This is a genomic window from Rhizobium phaseoli, from assembly GCF_010668805.1.
Classification (GTDB): Bacteria; Pseudomonadota; Alphaproteobacteria; order Rhizobiales; family Rhizobiaceae; genus Rhizobium; species Rhizobium phaseoli_A.
The window spans coordinates 1-17,070 of the sequence record NZ_WUFT01000033.1; the positions used below are offsets into that span (position 1 = coordinate 1).

General features: G+C 61.6%; 15 protein-coding genes and 1 pseudogene. 10 read left to right on the top strand and 6 right to left on the bottom strand.

What is annotated here, in order from left to right; translation table 11 throughout:
- From GR197_RS29840 to GR197_RS29860, 5 genes and pseudogenes are all read left to right on the top strand, one after another.
- Positions 1–233 (top strand): annotated as a pseudogene (locus tag GR197_RS29840) (sugar ABC transporter ATP-binding protein); the annotation flags it as partial.
- A 15-nt stretch (positions 234–248) separates the two neighbouring features.
- Entirely contained in the window at positions 249–1,787 is a 1,539-nt protein-coding gene (locus GR197_RS29845) for a GMC oxidoreductase (RefSeq protein WP_164016175.1), read from the top strand.
- A 9-nt stretch (positions 1,788–1,796) separates the two neighbouring features.
- Complete coding sequence (locus GR197_RS29850; protein ID WP_164016177.1) at positions 1,797–3,452, top strand: GMC family oxidoreductase; 1,656 nt, start codon at positions 1,797–1,799, stop codon at positions 3,450–3,452.
- A 12-nt stretch (positions 3,453–3,464) separates the two neighbouring features.
- Positions 3,465–4,634, top strand: coding sequence for a Gfo/Idh/MocA family protein (locus tag GR197_RS29855; protein ID WP_164016179.1), 1,170 nt, complete (start codon positions 3,465–3,467; stop codon positions 4,632–4,634).
- A gap of 5 nt (positions 4,635–4,639) precedes the next feature.
- Positions 4,640–6,724, top strand: a complete 2,085-nt coding sequence (locus GR197_RS29860; protein WP_164016181.1) for an FAD-dependent oxidoreductase — start codon at positions 4,640–4,642, stop codon at positions 6,722–6,724.
- A gap of 46 nt (positions 6,725–6,770) precedes the next feature.
- On the opposite strand, the gene xth is transcribed toward GR197_RS29860, so the two are convergent.
- Both xth and GR197_RS29870 read right to left on the bottom strand, forming a co-directional pair.
- Positions 6,771–7,562, bottom strand: coding sequence for an exodeoxyribonuclease III (gene xth / locus GR197_RS29865; protein ID WP_164016183.1), 792 nt, complete (start codon positions 7,560–7,562; stop codon positions 6,771–6,773).
- A 15-nt stretch (positions 7,563–7,577) separates the two neighbouring features.
- Positions 7,578–8,072, bottom strand: coding sequence for a hypothetical protein (locus tag GR197_RS29870; RefSeq protein ID WP_164016235.1), 495 nt, complete (start codon positions 8,070–8,072; stop codon positions 7,578–7,580).
- Positions 8,073–8,385: 313 nt separating this feature from the next.
- On the opposite strand from GR197_RS29870, the gene GR197_RS29875 reads away from it, so the two are divergent.
- Complete coding sequence (locus tag GR197_RS29875) at positions 8,386–8,901, top strand: hypothetical protein (RefSeq protein ID WP_164016185.1); 516 nt, start codon at positions 8,386–8,388, stop codon at positions 8,899–8,901.
- Positions 8,902–8,998: 97 nt separating this feature from the next.
- On the opposite strand, the gene GR197_RS29880 is transcribed toward GR197_RS29875, so the two are convergent.
- The 3 genes from GR197_RS29880 to GR197_RS32150 all read right to left on the bottom strand — a co-directional run bounded on the left by GR197_RS29880 (position 8,999) and on the right by GR197_RS32150 (position 11,255).
- A complete protein-coding gene (locus tag GR197_RS29880) occupies positions 8,999–9,622 on the bottom strand; it encodes a response regulator (RefSeq protein WP_164016187.1) in 624 nt (207 codons plus the stop codon).
- A 4-nt stretch (positions 9,623–9,626) separates the two neighbouring features.
- Positions 9,627–11,015, bottom strand: coding sequence for a sensor histidine kinase (locus tag GR197_RS29885; protein ID WP_164016189.1), 1,389 nt, complete (start codon positions 11,013–11,015; stop codon positions 9,627–9,629).
- 63 nt (positions 11,016–11,078) lie between these two features.
- On the bottom strand, positions 11,079–11,255 hold the full coding sequence (locus tag GR197_RS32150; protein WP_204330464.1) for a hypothetical protein: 177 nt from the start codon (positions 11,253–11,255) through the stop codon (positions 11,079–11,081).
- Positions 11,256–11,416: 161 nt separating this feature from the next.
- Between GR197_RS32150 and GR197_RS29890 the strand changes: the two genes are divergently transcribed.
- The 3 genes from GR197_RS29890 (at position 11,417) to GR197_RS29900 (ending at position 16,163) form a co-directional block, all read left to right on the top strand.
- Positions 11,417–12,268, top strand: coding sequence for a methyltransferase domain-containing protein (locus GR197_RS29890; protein WP_164016191.1), 852 nt, complete (start codon positions 11,417–11,419; stop codon positions 12,266–12,268).
- A gap of 116 nt (positions 12,269–12,384) precedes the next feature.
- The gene (locus tag GR197_RS29895; protein ID WP_164016192.1) at positions 12,385–13,395 is read left to right on the top strand and encodes a FecR domain-containing protein; all 1,011 of its coding nucleotides are present in this window, start codon (positions 12,385–12,387) and stop codon (positions 13,393–13,395) included.
- Positions 13,392–16,163, top strand: coding sequence for an EAL domain-containing protein (locus tag GR197_RS29900; RefSeq protein ID WP_164016194.1), 2,772 nt, complete (start codon positions 13,392–13,394; stop codon positions 16,161–16,163). The genes GR197_RS29895 and GR197_RS29900 overlap by 4 nt, the downstream gene beginning before the upstream one ends.
- Here GR197_RS29900 and GR197_RS29905 read toward each other — a convergent pair.
- On the bottom strand, positions 16,152–16,454 hold the full coding sequence (locus GR197_RS29905) for a hypothetical protein (protein ID WP_164016196.1): 303 nt from the start codon (positions 16,452–16,454) through the stop codon (positions 16,152–16,154). The genes GR197_RS29900 and GR197_RS29905 overlap by 12 nt on opposite strands.
- A 198-nt stretch (positions 16,455–16,652) precedes the next feature.
- Between GR197_RS29905 and GR197_RS29910 the strand changes: the two genes are divergently transcribed.
- Entirely contained in the window at positions 16,653–17,051 is a 399-nt protein-coding gene (locus tag GR197_RS29910; RefSeq protein WP_164016198.1) for a DUF1236 domain-containing protein, read from the top strand.
- The last annotated feature ends 19 nt before the right edge of the window (positions 17,052–17,070 follow it).

Below are 17,070 nucleotides of genomic sequence, written 5' to 3' on the forward strand. Positions count from 1 at the left end.
ATCCTGATGGTGCCGACCGCAAGGCGCGCTCGCTGACCGAGGACGATTGCCTGATCGAGGTGGTCGAACCGGCCGGCTCCGACACCTTCGCCGTCACCAAGCTCGGCGGCAAATCCGTCGTCGCCCGCCTGCGCGCCGATGCCGGCATCGCTCCAGGACAGACAACACGCCTTGCCTTCAATCTCGACAAGGCCGTGTTCTTCGATCCGCACAGCCAGGTGCGGATCGGGTGACGGCCAGGGGCTAAGATGAGCAGTTCACCAGACATCGTCATCATCGGTTCAGGCGTCGGCGGCTCCACCGTCGCCGCCGGCCTCGCCGCGACCGGCGCGGAGATATTGATCCTCGAAGCCGGCGATCACATTGCCGATCTTCCGGTCAATCGTGACCAGCGAGCGATCTTCCAGCGGGGGCATTTCCGACCGAAGGAAACCTGGTACGAGGCGAACGGCAAGGGTTTCAATCCCGGCAACTATTACAATGTCGGCGGCAATTCGAAGTTCTACGGCGCCGTCCTGTCGCGCTACCGCAAAGAGGATTTCGGCGTGATCGAGCACCGCGAGGGTGTGTCGCCGGCCTGGCCGTTTGCCTATGAGGAACTGGAGCCGTGGTACGCTAAGGCGGAGCGGATGTACCAGGTTCGCGGCAGCCTGGGCGAAGATCCTACCGAGCCTTATCACTCGACTGCTTACGGCTACCCGCCCGTGCCGGACGAGGCGCCGATCGCCGACATCAGGGCGCGCCTCAAGGAAAAAGGCCTGCACCCGTTTTCCCTGCCGCTCGGCCTCGACCTCGACGCCTGGCTATCCAAGGCGCGGACGCCCTGGGATGCACATCCGAATGCACGCGACGGCAAAATGGACGCCGAGACCGCAGCCCTTGCGGCGGCGCTGAAGCATGAGAACGTTCGACTCGAAACCAATGCGCGCGTCACGAGGCTCGACACAGGGGCGGGGAGTCGGATCGACCGGGTCACCTATGTCAGGAACGGCGAGGCGCTGACGGTTTTGCCTGCGATGGTGATCCTTTCGGCCGGCGCGGTCCAGTCGTCGGTGCTTCTGCTGCGCTCGAAAAACGACCGCTTCCCAAGAGGCCTGGCGAACTCCTCCGACCAGGTAGGCCGCAATTTCATGAACCACAACGCCTCCGCCGTCATCGGCGTCTCGCCACGGTTCCGGAACACCGCGATCTACCAGAAGACCTTTGCCTTCAACGACTTCTATCTCTCCGACGGGGAGGGTGGCCCGCCGCTCGGAAACGTGCAGCTGCTGGGCCGCATCTCCGAAAAAGTTCTGAAGGGCTCTCTGCCGCAGGCGCCGGAATGGCTCCTGCGTTTCATCACCAACCATGCCATCGACTTCTATGCGATGAGCGAGGACGTTCCCAATCCGGAAAGCCGCGTCATCGTCGATGGAGATCGGATCATTCTCCAGTGGCAGCGAACCAACTGGTACGCGCATCTCGCACTTGTCGCCAGGCTGAAGGCGATCCTGAAGTCGATCGGATTTCCGATCGTGCTGTCGCGGCCCTTCGACAAGCGCACGCCCTCCCATCAGTGCGGAACGGTCCGCATCGGCAACGACCCTGCGACAGCGCCGCTGGACCCGTACTGCCGTTCCTATGATCACGAAAACCTCTTCGTCGTCGACGCCGGCTTCTTGCCCACGTCGGCTGCCGTCAATCCCGCGCTCACCGTCGCCAGCCAGGCGCTCAGAGTTGCCGATCACATCGCGTCGAAGGACCTGCAGGCAAAAGCAGATCCATTGGCACGTGCCGGGTTCAAATAGGACAGTAAAATGGGATTCGATTATATCATCACCGGTGCCGGTCCTGCAGGCTGCGTCTTGGCAAGCCGGCTCAGCGAAGATCCCGATGTCAAGGTGCTGCTTCTCGAAGCCGGCGGAGGCGACTGGAATCCTCTCTTTCACATGCCGGCCGGCTTCGCCAAGATGACCAAAGGTGTCGCCAGCTGGGGCTGGGAAACCGTCCCCCAGAAGCACATGAAGGGCCGGGTGCTGCGCTATACCCAGGCGAAGGTCATCGGTGGCGGCTCATCGATCAACGCACAGCTCTATACGCGCGGAAACGCTGCGGACTATGATCTTTGGGCGAGTGAAGACGGCTGCGAGGGCTGGGACTATCGCTCGATCCTGCCCTATTTCAAACGCGCCGAGGACAATCAGCGCTTCGCCGACGACTACCACGCCTATGGCGGCCCGCTGGGTGTGTCGATGCCGGCAGCACCCCTGCCGATCTGTGACGCCTATATTCGCGCCGGGCAGGAGCTCGGCATTCCCTATAATTACGATTTTAACGGCCGCCAGCAGGCGGGCGTCGGATTTTACCAGCTCACCCAGCGCGATCGCCGCCGGTCATCTGCTTCGCTGGCTTACCTCTCGCCGATCAAGGATCGGAAGAACCTGACGGTCAGGACGGGCGCGCGCGTCGCGCGGATCATCGTCGAGGGAACGCGAGCGACAGGCGTCGAGATCGCCACCGCGCGCGGCTCGGAAATCGTCCGCGCCGAGCGCGAAGTGCTGATCTCGTCCGGCGCGATCGGATCGCCGAAGCTGCTTCTGCAGTCCGGCATCGGCCCGGCCGATCATCTGAAATCGGTGGGCGTCAAGGTCAACCACGATCTGCCCGGCGTCGGCGGCAATCTTCAGGATCACCTCGACCTTTTCGTCATCGCCGAATGCACCGGCGATCACACCTATGACGGCGTCGCAAAGCTTCACCGCACGCTTTGGGCCGGTCTGCAATATGTCCTGTTCCGCAGCGGTCCGGTCGCCTCGTCGCTCTTCGAGACCGGCGGCTTCTGGTATGCCGATCCCGACGCCCGGTCTCCCGATATTCAGTTCCACCTCGGTTTGGGTTCGGGCATCGAAGCAGGCGTCGAGCGGCTCAAGAACGCCGGCGTGACGCTCAATTCCGCCTATCTGCATCCACGCTCGCGCGGGACGGTGCGTCTCTCATCCGCCGATCCGGCTGCCGCTCCCCTGATCGACCCCAACTACTGGTCCGATCCTCACGACAGGACGATGTCCCTGGAGGGGCTCAAGCTCGCCCGCGAGATCATGCAGCAGGCGGCGCTGAAGCCCTTTGTCATGGCCGAAAGGCTTCCCGGGCCTAAGGTCATGACCGACGAGCAGCTCTTCGACTACGGCTGCGCCAACGCCAAGACCGACCATCATCCTGTGGGCACCTGCAAGATGGGAACGGGGCCGGATGCGGTCGTCGGGCTCGATCTCAAGGTCCATGGCCTTGAAGGTCTTCGCGTCTGCGATTCCTCGGTTATGCCGCGCGTGCCGTCCTGCAATACCAACGCGCCGACGATCATGGTCGGGGAAAAAGGATCGGACCTCATCCGGGGCCTGCCGGCGCTGCCGTCGGCGATCTTCGCCTACGAACGCAACGACACTAGGCCTCGGGCCCGCGCCGAAATCCGCTAAGGAGTAACGACCATGTCTGAAGTGAGAGTTGCAGTGCTTGGTGCCTCGGGCTGGATGGGCAAGGTCCACACGATGGCCTATCAGACCTTTGCGCATTTCTTCGGCGTCTCGGACGGGACAGCGCGGATCGTGGTGCTGGTCGACCGCAACCCTGACGCAGCCGAGGATATTGCCAACAGGGCGCCAGGCGCCAGGATCTATCAGGACTGGAAACTGGCGGTCGCCGATCCCGAAGTCGATCTGATCGATATCTGCCTGCCTGACCACCTCCATTATCCGGTGGCCAAGGCGGCCTTGCTGGCCGGCAAGCATGTCTATTGCGAAAAGCCACTGGCCAACACCGCCGACGAGGCGCGGGAACTGGCCGAGATCGCCAGGGAAAAGGGTGTGATCACCCGTGTCGGACACGCCTTTCCTCGAAACCCTGTCCACGATCTGGCGAAAGACATCATTCAATCCGGCGAAATCGGCGAGATCAAGCTGTTCCGCGGCTGCCAGCACGTCGACATGTTTGGCGATCCGAACGCGCCCTTCATGTGGCGCGCCGATGGAAAGCTGGCGCCGACCGGGATCGTCGGCGACACCGGCTCGCACATCTTCAGTTTCATGGATTTCCTGGTCGGCCGTGTCAGTTCCCTGATCGCCGACAATCTGATCGTCACGCCACGCCGGCCCGTCGTCGAGGGGCTTGCCTATGGCGAGCAGGTGAAACTGTCAGGCAACGAGGCCTGGGCTGATGTCACGAACCCCGACGCGACCAACCTTTTGTGCCGGTTTGCCAACGGCGCCGGCGGGATCGTCGATTTCAGCCGGGTCGCGACCGGCCGCAAGTTCATGCAGACCTACGAGGTCTACGGAACGAAAGGCAGCCTCGCCTATACCTATGACGAGATAAACCGGCTGCGCTTCTACTCCAACGACGACCGGACGGGGCGGCGCGGCTTCCGGGAGATCGACGTCGGTCCTGAAAATCCCACCTTCAGGGCTTTCCTCCCTCTGCCCAATTTCGGCCTGGGCTACAATGAAAGCAAAATCATCGAGGTGGCCGAGGTGGTCCGCTCGATCGTTGCAAACAGGCCGATGTGGCCGACATTCGATACGGGCCACCACATCTGTCAGATCGTCGATGCGTGCATGGAGTCCTCCCGGCAGAAGCGCTGGGTCGACATCCCGTTGGGCTGACGTCAATGACCAGAGCTGTTCCGCAGGAAATTCTTGACGCACTGACCGATGTCGACATGCCGCGCCTTCCACCGGAGGCTTCCGCTTCGGAGGCGGTCCGGCTGGCCGGCGTCGAGCTGCCGATCTACCGAGCCGGCTGCGTCGTCGTCGGATCCGGTGCTGCAGGTCTGCGTGCGGCGGTGGAAATGAAGCGGCGCGGTGACGACGTCGTCATCATGAGCCAAAGCGCCTGGGGCGGAACCTCTGCCTGCTCGGGATCGGACAAGCAGACCCTTCATACCGCAAACACGGCGGATCAGGGCGACAATTACAAGGCGATGGCCCGCGCCATCCGCGGCGGCGGCGCAATGGACGAGGACACGGCCTATGTCGAGGCTGTCGGCTCGTCCCGGATGATGGCGTCGCTGCAGTTTTTAGGCCTGCCGCTGCCGCAGGACCCGCTCGGGGGCACGCTGAGATATCAGACCGATCACGACGAGGTCGGCCGTGCCACCAGTTGCGGACCGCGCACCTCGCGCCTGATGGTCAAGGTGCTGGCCGAGGAGGCGATCCGGCTCGACGTGCCGTTCTATAACCAGACCACCGCCGTCAAAATCCTCACCGAAGGCGAAGGGGCGGACCGCCACGTCGTCGGCATACTGGCCATGCGCGCCAGTGACCGCACAGAGCAGAACCCGCTCGGCATTGCGTTGTTCGTCAGTGGAGTGATCGTGCTGGCGGCCGGCGGGCCGGGCGAGCTCTATCGCGACAGCGTTTATCCCAACGGCTGTTTCGGTTCTCTCGGATTGGCGCTCGAGGCAGGTGTCGAACTCGTCAACCTCACAGAGAGCCAGTTCGGCATCGGAACGCGCCGGGAAGGATTTCCGTGGAATCTGTCGGGCACCTACGTCCAGGCAATCCCGCATATCTACTCGGTCGATACAGAAGGCGCCGAGCACCACTTCCTGGCACAATTTTACCGGACGACGCAAGAGCTGGCGTCGAACGTCTTCCGCAAGGGCTATCAGTGGCCATTCCACGCGACGCGCATGCTGGATTTCGGCTCGAGCCTGGTGGATCTCGCCATATCAAGCGAAACCGCCGCAGGGCGGCGTGTCTTCATGGACTTCAATCGCAATCCCCTGCCGGTACCTGGCGATCTGCCATTCAGCCTGGAAAGGCTGGATGAAGACGTCCGCCTCTATCTCGGCAAGGCCGGCGCCGGCCAGGACATGCCGATCGATCGGTTGAAGCACATGAACCCGCTCGCGATCGAGCTCTACCGCCGCTGCAAGGTCGATATCGCCGCTGAGCCGTTGGAATTCGCTGTCAACAACCAGCACATGAATGGCGGCATCATGGTCGACACCTGGGGTCGCAGCAATCTTGCCGGCTGTTATGCTGTCGGAGAAGCGGCGGGTACCCATGGGGTGACGAGGCCGGGAGGAGCAGCGCTCAATGCCGGGCAAGTCTTCGGCATCCGGGTGGCAGAGCACATCGGCGCAAGCGGCAGGGCGAAGCGGCTCGCCACGGCGGATTTATCAGGTATCGCAGCGCCAGGCGTCACCGATCTGCTTTCCGCTCTTCGGACTGAAAGCCCGCTCACCGTCAAATCGATCCGCTCGGCAGTGCAGGCCCGAATGAGCGAAAAGGCCGGCATCATCTGCGATGAGCAGAGCGTTGGCCAGGCCATGATCGAAGCCCGGAAGCTGAATGCTGACATTCGCGCTGATGGCGTCGCCTACGGTCGCGCAGCCGAGGCGGTGCGTGGCGTGCAATGGCGGCATATGGCGCTGGCCTCCGAAGCGGTGCTCAGCGCGCTTGATTTCTTCATTCGCAACGGAGGCGGCAGCCGCGGCGCGCGCGCGATATGCGATCCGGAAGGCGAATCCCTTCCGCATGCAAGTGCCGGTGCATTGGAGCAATATCGCTTCCGAAGGGAACGCGAAGGGGACCGGAACGAGCAGATCGTCGTTCGGCTGGAGGGGGATGAGATCAGGCTTTCGACACGTGCGAACCGCACCCTGGACGAAGACGCCAGATCTTTCTTCGAGCGAGACTGGCCAGCTTGGCTGACAGGCCGCATCTACGATCTTGGCGTCGACGCATAAGGAATTTGTAGGTTCCCTGCCTCCCTGCGATCGACGGAATCTCGGCTCACACGGCTTCGGCTGCGAAAACATCGAGCTCGATCATGACCGGCGCGTGATCGCTGGTATGCTCCCAGCCTCGCGGTTTTCTGCGGACTGTCGCCGATCGCAGCCAGGGTACGACCGCCGGGCTAAGCAGGAAGTGGTCGATCCGCAGCCCCGCGTCGCGTTCGAAGCTATTCCGCCAGTATTTCCAGAAGGTATAGATGCGCTCTTGCGGATGCAGATGCCTGACGGCGTCGGTCCAGCCCTGAGCGACCAGATTGCCATAAGCCTTTCTGACTTCGGGCCTGAAAAGGGCGTCGTCCAGCCAGCGTTCAGGTTTGTAGACGTCGATCTCCGTCGGCATGACATTGAAGTCGCCGGCCAGGATCGACGGCACCTCGAGTTCGAGGAGTTCAGCGGCGTATTCGTGCAAGCGAAGGAACCAGCGGAGCTTGTAGTCGAATTTGACGCCGGGGAACGGATTGCCGTTCGGCAGATATAGGCATCCGATCACGACGCCGTCGATGACTGCTTCGATATAGCGGCTGTGGGTGTCATCAGGGTCCCCCGGAAGACCGCGCCGTGTCAGGATCGGCGTCTTGCCCTTTGCCAGGATGGCAACGCCGTTCCAGGATTTTTGTCCATGCCAGACGGCGCCGTAGCCAGATCGTTCGATTTCCTCTAGCGGAAACTTGGCGTCGTCTGTCTTCAGTTCCTGGAGGCAGACGACATCAGGGGCATCCTCCTTCAACCAGCGCAAGAGGACGGGCAGCCGGCCATTGATCCCGTTGACGTTGTAGGTCGCGATCTTCACAGGACTGCCGGCCCCTCAACGCGTTGCTCCGAAAACGAACGCGATGGCGGCGACGATCGCGACGGATGTCAGCGGCTGCCGGCGTATCCGATCCTCGATCTCGTTGACGAAACTGCTTGCTTCCGCCTTTGCCAGACGCGCGGATCCTGAAGCCAGCTCCGAAGCAGTTTCCGCCACACGACCGGCTTCTCTCTGAAGCGCCCGCATTTCGCCTCGATCGGCATCGAAGCCCGCGGACGAGCCGATTTCGCCGGTCGAGCGCAGCGCCTGATCGACGAACGGAAACGCTTCGTCGAGCCTGGTGGGATCTGGCTCTCGTTTCACCCGCTCAGCCGCCTCGACATCGCTGCGCCCGGCAGGGATCGAGGTGTGGGTGGCCGATACCGGGTCAGAGGCCGGAAAGGTGCCTTCGATACCTCTGTCGAGCTCGCCCTTTCGGGCCTGCTGCCGCTGCTCTGCCTGTTCTTTTCGCATGGACTGGACTGCGGGGGATTCGTTCGGGTTTGCCATCACTGTGTCCTCTGTTGGTCTTCGACAATCAAATCGGCGACGCGGAAAGAAGTTCCAGAAAAATGCATTTTCCCTCATGCGGCAACGCATCGACGAGGCGGCGAAGGTCAGGAAATGGCGCGCGGCGCAGCCCAGCGCTTGCAATAATCGTTCGCAATTTCTTGCTCGTGGGCTTGGTGATGGGTAAGCCGGACTAAAGTCCTGCCCGTTCTAGTACCTTAGGTCCGGTTGCATTTGATCTTCGGAACAGCGAAATTGTCATGCGTCTATTACGCGTGGGAAACGGCGGAGAACGGACGAACGAGGCTACAGCATGACTCTCTCGAAACGCGACTTCCTGAGGTTGAGCGGCAGCGTGGCCGCAGCCTTCGTCGCTGCTGCATCGCCGGTGACATTGAACCTTGGCGGCTTGCTTCCCATTCTGGCGCTCGAATGCGCGCAGGCAAAGGATGGCAACAACGGCAATGGCGGCGGCAACGGCAATGGCAACGGGGGAGGAAATGGTAGCGGCGGCGGGAATGGCAACGGGGGAGGGAATGGCAACAACGGCAATGGTGGCGGCAACGGGAACGGCGGTTCCGGGAATAGCGCCGGTGGGAGCTCAAGCAATAGTGCGGGATCATCTTCCTCTGCCACAGGCACCTCTCAAGAATCGGGGGCGAGAGCGACCGAAGCTTCCGATGGTTCGATCGACGTCCGCCATACAAACGGCATCACCGAAACCCTGCGGAGTGGCCGTTACGTGATGAAGGACGGAAAAGGCAGGACGATCATAAGCCGGCAAGCGACCGCAAATGATGCCCGCCGGTTAGGCCGCTACCTTCGCTAGGGCGGCAAAGTGGGTGGTGCGAACACCTTCCGTTCTCGATGAATGAGACGAGCATGATGTCCTCCGAAAACCGCTCACCCTTTTCGGCATCATGCTCTTACTGCCGTTCGCGCCATTGAAGAGCCGCTTCAGTCCTGTTCGAGACGCCGAGCTTGCTCAGAATCTGAGTCATATGATGCTTCACCGTCTTTTCCTGCAGGTTGAGACGCAAGCCGATATGTTTGTTCGACAGACCTTGAGAGACCAGATCCATCACCTCGCGTTCTCGTGGCGTCAGATTGTTTTTATCGGGTGCACTGCCATGCAGCGAACTCTCCATGACCTTCGCCGACATCGTCGGCGAGATATAGCGAGATCCACTCAGCACCGTCTGGATCGCTTCTGCGAGACCACGGGAGCCGACACCTTTGAGAACATAGCCCATTGCGCCCCGTTGCAGGGCTGCCAGCAGCGTGTCCACCTCCTCGGATACCGTCAACATCAGCACCTTCGTTGTCGGGCTGCGCGTCAGCACGTCGACGATCGCCGACAGTCCGCCACCGGGCATCGAGACATCGAGAAGCATGATGTCGGGTCGGCTGGTCGACGCGATCATTGCTGCATCATCGCTGCTGGCGCCTTCTCCAACAACGGCAAAGTTGCTGATCTCCGACAGGCTGCGTGTTACGCCCTCGCGGAAAAGCGGATGGTCGTCCACGACGCCGATGGTGATTGATATCATCTCGTTAGTCTCCAACTTCCATAGGCTCGAAGGTCATGGTCACCGTCGTCCCCCCTTCGCCCGTTTTGACGTCGAAGGATCCTCCGAGGCTGTCGATGCGTTCGCGAAGTCCAACCAGGCCGAGGCTCGTCGGCCTCACTTCGGTCGGATCGAAGCCATCGCCGCGGTCGCTGACCTCGACATGAACATGTCCCTTGCGCGAGACGGCTCTTACGGCCTGCTGAACGCCGCCGCCGTGGCGATAGGCGTTGTTCAATGCTTCCTGAACGAAGCGATAGATGCAGATCTTTACGGCAGGAGCGGGTTCGGGACCATCATCGTCGACAATCGTGTCGACACGGGTTTCGGTCTTGTGCTGATGTGCTTCGACCACCCGCGTAACGATCTCGGCGATCGAGGATTTCTCGATCTGCGGGAGCACCAAGCCGCTGCAGATACTGCGGATCTCGGTCATCGCCTCTGCAAGGCTTGAGCGTATCCAGGCGAGCTCCTTTTCACGCGTTTCGGGTTGGGTCGACGCATTGATCAACATATCGCTGTCCAGCCGCAATGAGGCATAGGCAATGTGCTGGGCCGGGCCGTCGTGCAGATCGGCACCGATGCTGCGCAGATAGCTTTCGTTGAGCGCCGCCGCCCGCTGGGAGGCGCGCTGCAGCCGCCGCTGGAGCCCACGGTTCTCTTCCAACAGTGCCGACAGTTCATTGACCCGTTCTTTGAGGTCCTTGCGTTGCGCCTCTATCGTGCGGCTACCCCGGAACACCAGGACGGAGAGAACTAGGAAAAAGATTGCTGTTAGCGCGGCGACGGCGCCCCAGCTCCGGAGCCTGGCATGCGCCAGACTGTCGCCTAATCCTTCTGCCGTCTCGTAGAACTCGATCACGGCGACCGCCTGTCCGGACCATGGCTGCAGCACCGGATTGTAGATTTCCATGAGCCGCTTGCCGAGCGCGCGCTCCTTGTCGCTTTCCGGATCGCTGGCGACCTCGTAGCGGGCGACGAGAGACCCTGCGAACGCGTTTCGAAGCTTGTCGTTTACCGCAAACGTCTTGCCCACCAGCTCCTTCTCGTTCGAATAGAGAATGGTGCCGTCGCTTCGCCACAGCTTGAATGAAACAAGACGCCTGCCGAGCGCGCCCTGACCGAGCGTCTCGTCTAGAGCCTGAGCGCTGCCTTCATCGAGCGGTGTTGCCTTTTGCATGTCGGGAAGCAGCGGTGCGACCACGCTGTCGACGTAGAGTGCCGTCGCAGCACCGGAATTGTGGATGACGGCCTCTTCGATCAGGTGCGTGACGAGGATGCCCACCAGAAACATGGCGGCCATCGAAATGAGCCCACCCGCGATGAAGAACTGGGAGGCGAGTGAGCGGGCATTCCAGCGGCGAAGCCAATTCATTTTGATACCGGTAAGAGACTTGCCGACTAACCTACCGCTTCCCCAAGATTTTTCCAGACAGCGTCAGGGGAGATCCCTGGTATCGAAGATCTCGGCGCCTCTTATGCTTTTGGTCAACTGGAGCGAGTCTCCCGACATGGCGGCGCCGAAGACGTAGAGAAGCGCAGCGAGAACGACGACAAGGGCGATGACGGACATGTTGCAGGCGTCATTGACGCGGGATCTGTTACTCTGGGCCATATCTGGATCTCCTTCACCTTTTCGAAACGGCGCGGCCCTTTACGCGTTCCACCCCCGGGACTTCGGTCTGACAGGCCTGGGACCAAGGTCCGCCCCCGGTGGACGCCGGCAGATTCAGTCATATTTCGGCGCTGAAGAGTTCGCGGTTTGGAGATTTGCGCGTGACAATTTCTGCCGACATCGAAAACGGCGCCCGCGCCGCATTTGCCAATTCTCCCGCACCATTCGATGAAGGTGTGGCCGAGCTTTACCAGACCCTTCTCGTGCCGATGCTCTTTGAGCCCTATGCGGCGGAGATGGCGATCGCCGCCGACGGGTCGAAACCTGGCAGCGTTCTCGAACTCGCAGCGGGGACGGGCGCCTTGACGCGCGCTCTGCGCGGGACGCTTGATCCGCCAACGGAAATCGTTGCCACCGACCTCAGCCAGGCGATGATCAATATCGGCGCGCCGACGGTGACGATGTCGCGGACTCACTGGATGCACGCCGATGCGCAAAATCTCCCCTTCGCGCCTGAGATGTTCGATCTCGTCATCTGCCAGTTCGGCGCAATGTTCTTTCCCGACAAGGTGAAGGCCTATAGCGAGGCTGCAAGAGTGTTGCGCAGCAAAGGCCGGTTTCTGTTTTCGACGTGGGATTCACTCTCGGCCAACGACTTCGCGAGCTGTGTGGACGAATGTCTGGCAGGCCTCTTCCCATCCGACCCCCCGGAGTTTCTCCAGCGCTTGCCATATTCCTACTTCGACCCCGGCGCCATCCAGGAGCAGATGTCGTCGGCAGGATTTAAGGCAGTGACCTGCGACCGGCTCGAATTGACCTCCGTCGCGGCCAGCGCCCAGGACGTCGCAGCCGCATTCTGCCACGGCACGCTGCTGCGGGGCGAGATCGAATGGCGGGCGCCGGAACGCATGTCCCAGATTGTCGATGAGGTGGCCGAGCGCGTGGAAGCGCGTCACGGAGCTTGTCCTAGCGGCGGCATGAGCGCCTTAATCTTCGCGGGCCGCCTTTCGTAGTTGCTCGATCGACGAGCGCCGCTTTCATCATACAATTCTTAGAATCATCACCCAGTTTTATAATCATTCTTAATTGGAACATGCTTCACTTGTCCCAAGGACGAGGGATAGCATTCATGTCGACAATTTTTCGAATTCTGATCGCGGCATTGATCGTGCTGCCGACAGCCGTCTTTGCTGTTGCCGATGATTGGCGGGTGGTCAAGGCCACAGATCAAGTAAAGTATACCGTCGACAGGACGAACTGGCAGGACCTGCGCGCTGGCGAAGTGGTGCCCAATCGGGCATGGGTCTCCACAGGCCCGCGTGGGCGAGTTCAGCTTGCCAGGGGTGTGGAGAGCATCACCTTCCAGCCAAACACGCTTGCCGCCATCACCACCAATGAATCGGCTGCGATGAAGACGCAGATCTTCCAGCAGGTCGGTTCGCTCGACCTTGAAATCGAAAAGCGCAGCCAGCCGCATACGACGGTACAGACGCCCTACCTTGCGGCCGTTGTGAAAGGAACGATCTTTCATGTGACGGTCGATCGGATGAAGGCGTCCGTCGCCGTGGACCGCGGTCTGGTTCAGGTCACCTCCTTTGCCAGCGGCCAGCGGTCGAATGTGGCGCCGGGTCAGAGCGCGACTGTCGAAAAGAAGGCCGGCATGGCGGTGGCGGGCCGGCTATCCAAGCCCGAGATCACCTCGATTGCGCCGTCGGTCGCCCAGATTCCGGCCGTCGGCGCCACGAAACTCGCCGGCGCCACCTCCGAGGCCAAGAGCAGTTCTTCAGCAACGAGCAAGACGACAGGTGCCAAGGCGAGCGACGATGATAACGGCAAAGGCAGCGGCAATTCCGGCAGCAACGGCAACAGCGGAAATGGCAATAGCGGAGGCAATGGCAACGGCAATTCCGGTGGCAACGGGAACGGAAACGGCAAGAGCGGCGGCCAGGGCAATTCCGGAGGAAAAGGCAACGGCAATGGCAACGGTCATTCCGGTGACAGCGGTAACAGTGGGAATGGCAACGGCAATTCCGGCCATGGCGGAAATGGCAACAACGGCAATGGCAACAGCGGTAAGGGCGATAATAACGGCGGTGGCAACGGCAACGGCGGCGGACACGGCAAAGGCAAGGACAAGTGAGAGATAGGGCCAAGGCGGCTGGGGATTACCTCCCCAACGGCATCAGCACGATCACAGTTCGGCTTTTGCTGATCGCCGTCATGCTGGCGCTGCCCGTGGCCGCATCCAGCTTCGGCCTGGTGCAGGGGATCAACAACAGTCTTTTCGCCAAGCGCTTCGAATGGGCGCCTCGCAGCGCCACCGGCAACATCGTCTTCGTTGCGATCGACAAGCTCTCACTAGATGCCGTCGGGACATGGCCCTGGCCGCGGCGCATCTACGCGACGCTGCTCGATAAGCTGGTCGCCTCGGGCGTCAAGGACATCTTCCTCGACGTCGATTTCAGCGCCCTCTCCAGCACAGAGGAGGACGAGATTCTGGCGGCGGCGCTCGCCAGATCCGGAGGAGGGGTTCTTCTGCCGGTGTTCCGCCAGCAGGAGATGGCGTCATCGTCTGAGACGGCGGTGACAAGGCCGATCCCGCAGCTCCTTCAGAATGCATGGCCTGTGTTCGCCAATGTGACGATGGATGCAGACGGGATCGTCCGCCGTTTCGATCTCGGAAGCCAGCTCGATGGGAACCCAACCCAATCCGCCGCAGCAGCCCTTGGCAGGATCGACGGCAGTGCCGGTTCCCTGCGGATCGACTACTCGATAAGACCCGACACCGTTCCGACATTCTCCTTGTCCGAGGTCCTGAATGGGACCGTGCCGGCTGAGGCAATCAGAGACCACTCGGTGGTGGTGGGAGCGTCGGCAGCCGAGCTGAAAGACATTTTCGCCGTTCCCGTCTACGGCGCCATTGCCGGCCCGCTCATTCACGTGCTCGCGGGTGAGACCCTGCTCCAGAACCGTTCCCTCAGGATGGTCGATGAGGTTCCGCTGGAACTCTTGTTTGCGGCCCTGCTGATCGTCGGCGTCATGCGCAGCCGTTCAACCGGCCTTGTCACGATGATGGCAGTCGCACTGACCATCGTTGCCGTCGGCGAGATCGGTGCATTCCTGCTGCAGTGGCGGTATGCGTTCCTGGTTGGAACGGCGGTGCCGTGGTTGTCGCTGCTGCTCGCCTGGATGCTCGCCCTGAACGAGCGCGTCGACCTCGGCCGAATGCTTGTCGCCATCGCCAATACTGAGGCTCGAAACACCCGACGCCTGATGAGACGGATCATCGCCGACAGTTCGGATGGTGTCGTCGCATTCGATAGCGGTCTGAGGATCGTCGAGGCGAGCGAGTCCGCAAAGGCGTTGCTGCGAGCCGAGATCGGCGCTTCCCTTCTCGGCAGTACAGACGTCGCCCTCGTCGAGGTGGTGCGTAGGCTGGTTTCAGAGCACGATGCCGAACCGGGCAAGGTGCATACGGCTCTGGTCGATTTCTTCGGCCATGGAGGTTCGCAGGCGCGTTACGAGGCATCCGTTACGATTTCGCCGATCGAACAGCCGGATGCGTATTCGGCCGCGGCGCGGTCGCGGTTTGCCGGTTGCCTCATCATACGGGACATCACCGCGCGATATGACTATCAAGAGCGGTTGAAGACGCTGTCCCAGCTGGACGAACTCACCGGATTGCTCAATCGTCGGGAATTCGCATCTCGTCTGGCGACCCTTGAGGGTAGGACCCTCGTCTCTGTGCTGGATATCGAACGTTTCTCCTCGCTTTGCGCCACGCTTGGGCGCGACGTCGGCGACGAACTCCTGAAAGCCGTAGCGGCGAGGCTCGGCGATGCATTCGCCGACGATTTGCTGGCAAGACTGGACCGCGACCATTTTGGCATCGCCACCTCGGCTGCGGATGCACGTCCGATTGAGAGTATTGCAGACGGTCTTCTGGGGCTGTTCGAGGAGCCTCTACGGCTCAGCGGTTCGGCGGTGCCGATCTCGGTCCATGTCGGCATAGCCAGCTCGGGCGACGCGGCCCCTGGCGCTCTCCTGAACGCCGCCGAATCCGCGCTCGATGCTGCGAAGGCCCTGGTAGGCCGGCGCTGGTCTTCTTTCGATCCTTCCATTGCCGTTCGCCAGGCCCGGTCTCGCCGGCTGGAACGGGACATGCACGATGCTCTTCGGCACCGGCAGTTCTTTCTGCTGTTCCAGCCACAGATCGAATTTGCGAGCGGGCGCCTTTTAGGCGCGGAAGCCCTGATCCGATGGAACCATCCCGAGTTCGGTCTGATATCGCCGGCCGAGTTCATCCCGATCGCTGAATCCTCCGGCTTGATCAGCGATATCGGCCGCTGGACGCTGTTCGAAGCTTGCACCGAGGCAGCCGCCTGGCCCGGTGAACTCGGCGTCGCCGTCAACGTCTCGGCACTTCAGTTCGAGCAATCCGACATCGAGGCCGATGTGAGCGAAGCCTTGTCCGGCAGCGGGCTTGCTTCTTCCCGCCTGTGCCTTGAGCTGACAGAATCCGCCTTCCTCGGCCAAGGCGAACCCGTGATTGCAAAGATACGCGCGCTTCGCGAAATGGGGGCCGTCATTGCCTTGGACGACTTCGGCACCGGCTACTCGTCGATGAGCTACCTTGCCGATCTTCCTCTCGACGAGCTCAAGATCGACCAGTCTTTCGTCCGGCGAATGAACGGAAATCCGACTGTGCTGGAGATCGTGCGGACGATCATTTCGCTGGCGCACGGCTTGAAGCTGCAGGTCGTCGCTGAAGGCGTCGAAACAGAAGCGGAGGCCGAAGCGCTGCAACGGCTCGGATGCGAGATAGGGCAGGGCTATCTCTTCGGCAGGCCGGACGAGGCTCTTCGCATGCTTTCCAAATGGAATGTCCAAAAACGTCTATCCGCCTAGATCTGACGGCTCGCCGGGTTCGCGCTGGAAGGGCGTGTGCTTGGCGGAAAGTTCGTGCATGGCGCTGACGACGTGCCGCTCGATCTCGACGCAGACCTCGTCGTACTCCCGCACTCGGTTGGAGTTGAACCCTTGTCTGCGAACGGAATCGCGCGCTTGGACGGCCATCTGGTAGGCCTCGAACAGTTCGAGTTGCCGCGGGTCGCGCGCTTCCATGATCAGCTCCCGCATATCCGGTAGACGCATTGCTAGGCGCCTGCGTCCCGCCTCCCTGCGGTTGGATCGTGCCATCTGCATCACCCTCCTGCCTATGCCCGGAACGACGGGCCTTTCGATCTGAAAGTAGCGTCGGCAGCGGACATTGACATGGATCTGGGACCAAAGGCCGGGATCAATCAGACTGAGGTCCGGGACGTGGAACGACCCGGCCTCCAGCTAGTTGGTTTGGCAGCGGTCACCCCGGCCGCCTCGAAACAGAAGGAGCAAATCATGTTCTCAAAGATTATGGTCGGTGCGGCAACGGCCGCGACCCTGATGTCGGGCGTCGCATTCGCCCAATCCTCCACCGTCAATGGTGCGGCCGGCGGCGCAGTCACCGGAGCGATTGTCGGTGGTCCCGTTGGCGCTGCTGTCGGCGGTGTTGCCGGCGCCATCGTTGGCACCGCGATCGATCCGCCGCCGCAAAAGGTCGTCACCTACGTTCGCGAGGCTCCAGCACCGTCGGCGCGCGTGGTCGTAAAGGAGAAGGTTGTGGTGGGACAGCCGTTGCCGGAGACGGTCGTCGTGACGCCCATTCCGGATGATCCGACCTATGCCTACGCGGTAGTCAATGATGAACGTGTCATCGTCGAACCGTCGTCTCGCAAGGTAATCCAGGTCATCAAGTGACTTGATCTCCCGCGGCCCT

Bases quoted from the DNA above. Each gene is read 5' to 3' on its own strand.
- GR197_RS29845 (WP_164016175.1), top strand. From the start codon at position 249: ATGAGCAGTTCACCAGACATCGTCATCATCGGTTCAGGCGTCGGCGGC.
- GR197_RS29850 (WP_164016177.1), top strand. From the start codon at position 1,797: ATGGGATTCGATTATATCATCACCGGTGCCGGTCCTGCAGGCTGCGTC.
- GR197_RS29855 (WP_164016179.1), top strand. From the start codon at position 3,465: ATGTCTGAAGTGAGAGTTGCAGTGCTTGGTGCCTCGGGCTGGATGGGC.
- GR197_RS29860 (WP_164016181.1), top strand. From the start codon at position 4,640: ATGACCAGAGCTGTTCCGCAGGAAATTCTTGACGCACTGACCGATGTC.
- GR197_RS29870 (WP_164016235.1), bottom strand. From the start codon at position 8,072: ATGGCAAACCCGAACGAATCCCCCGCAGTCCAGTCCATGCGAAAAGAA.
- GR197_RS29875 (WP_164016185.1), top strand. From the start codon at position 8,386: ATGACTCTCTCGAAACGCGACTTCCTGAGGTTGAGCGGCAGCGTGGCC.
- GR197_RS29880 (WP_164016187.1), bottom strand. From the start codon at position 9,622: ATGATATCAATCACCATCGGCGTCGTGGACGACCATCCGCTTTTCCGC.
- GR197_RS29885 (WP_164016189.1), bottom strand. From the start codon at position 11,015: ATGAATTGGCTTCGCCGCTGGAATGCCCGCTCACTCGCCTCCCAGTTC.
- GR197_RS32150 (WP_204330464.1), bottom strand. From the start codon at position 11,255: ATGGCCCAGAGTAACAGATCCCGCGTCAATGACGCCTGCAACATGTCC.
- GR197_RS29895 (WP_164016192.1), top strand. From the start codon at position 12,385: ATGTCGACAATTTTTCGAATTCTGATCGCGGCATTGATCGTGCTGCCG.
- GR197_RS29905 (WP_164016196.1), bottom strand. From the start codon at position 16,454: ATGGCACGATCCAACCGCAGGGAGGCGGGACGCAGGCGCCTAGCAATG.
- GR197_RS29910 (WP_164016198.1), top strand. From the start codon at position 16,653: ATGTTCTCAAAGATTATGGTCGGTGCGGCAACGGCCGCGACCCTGATG.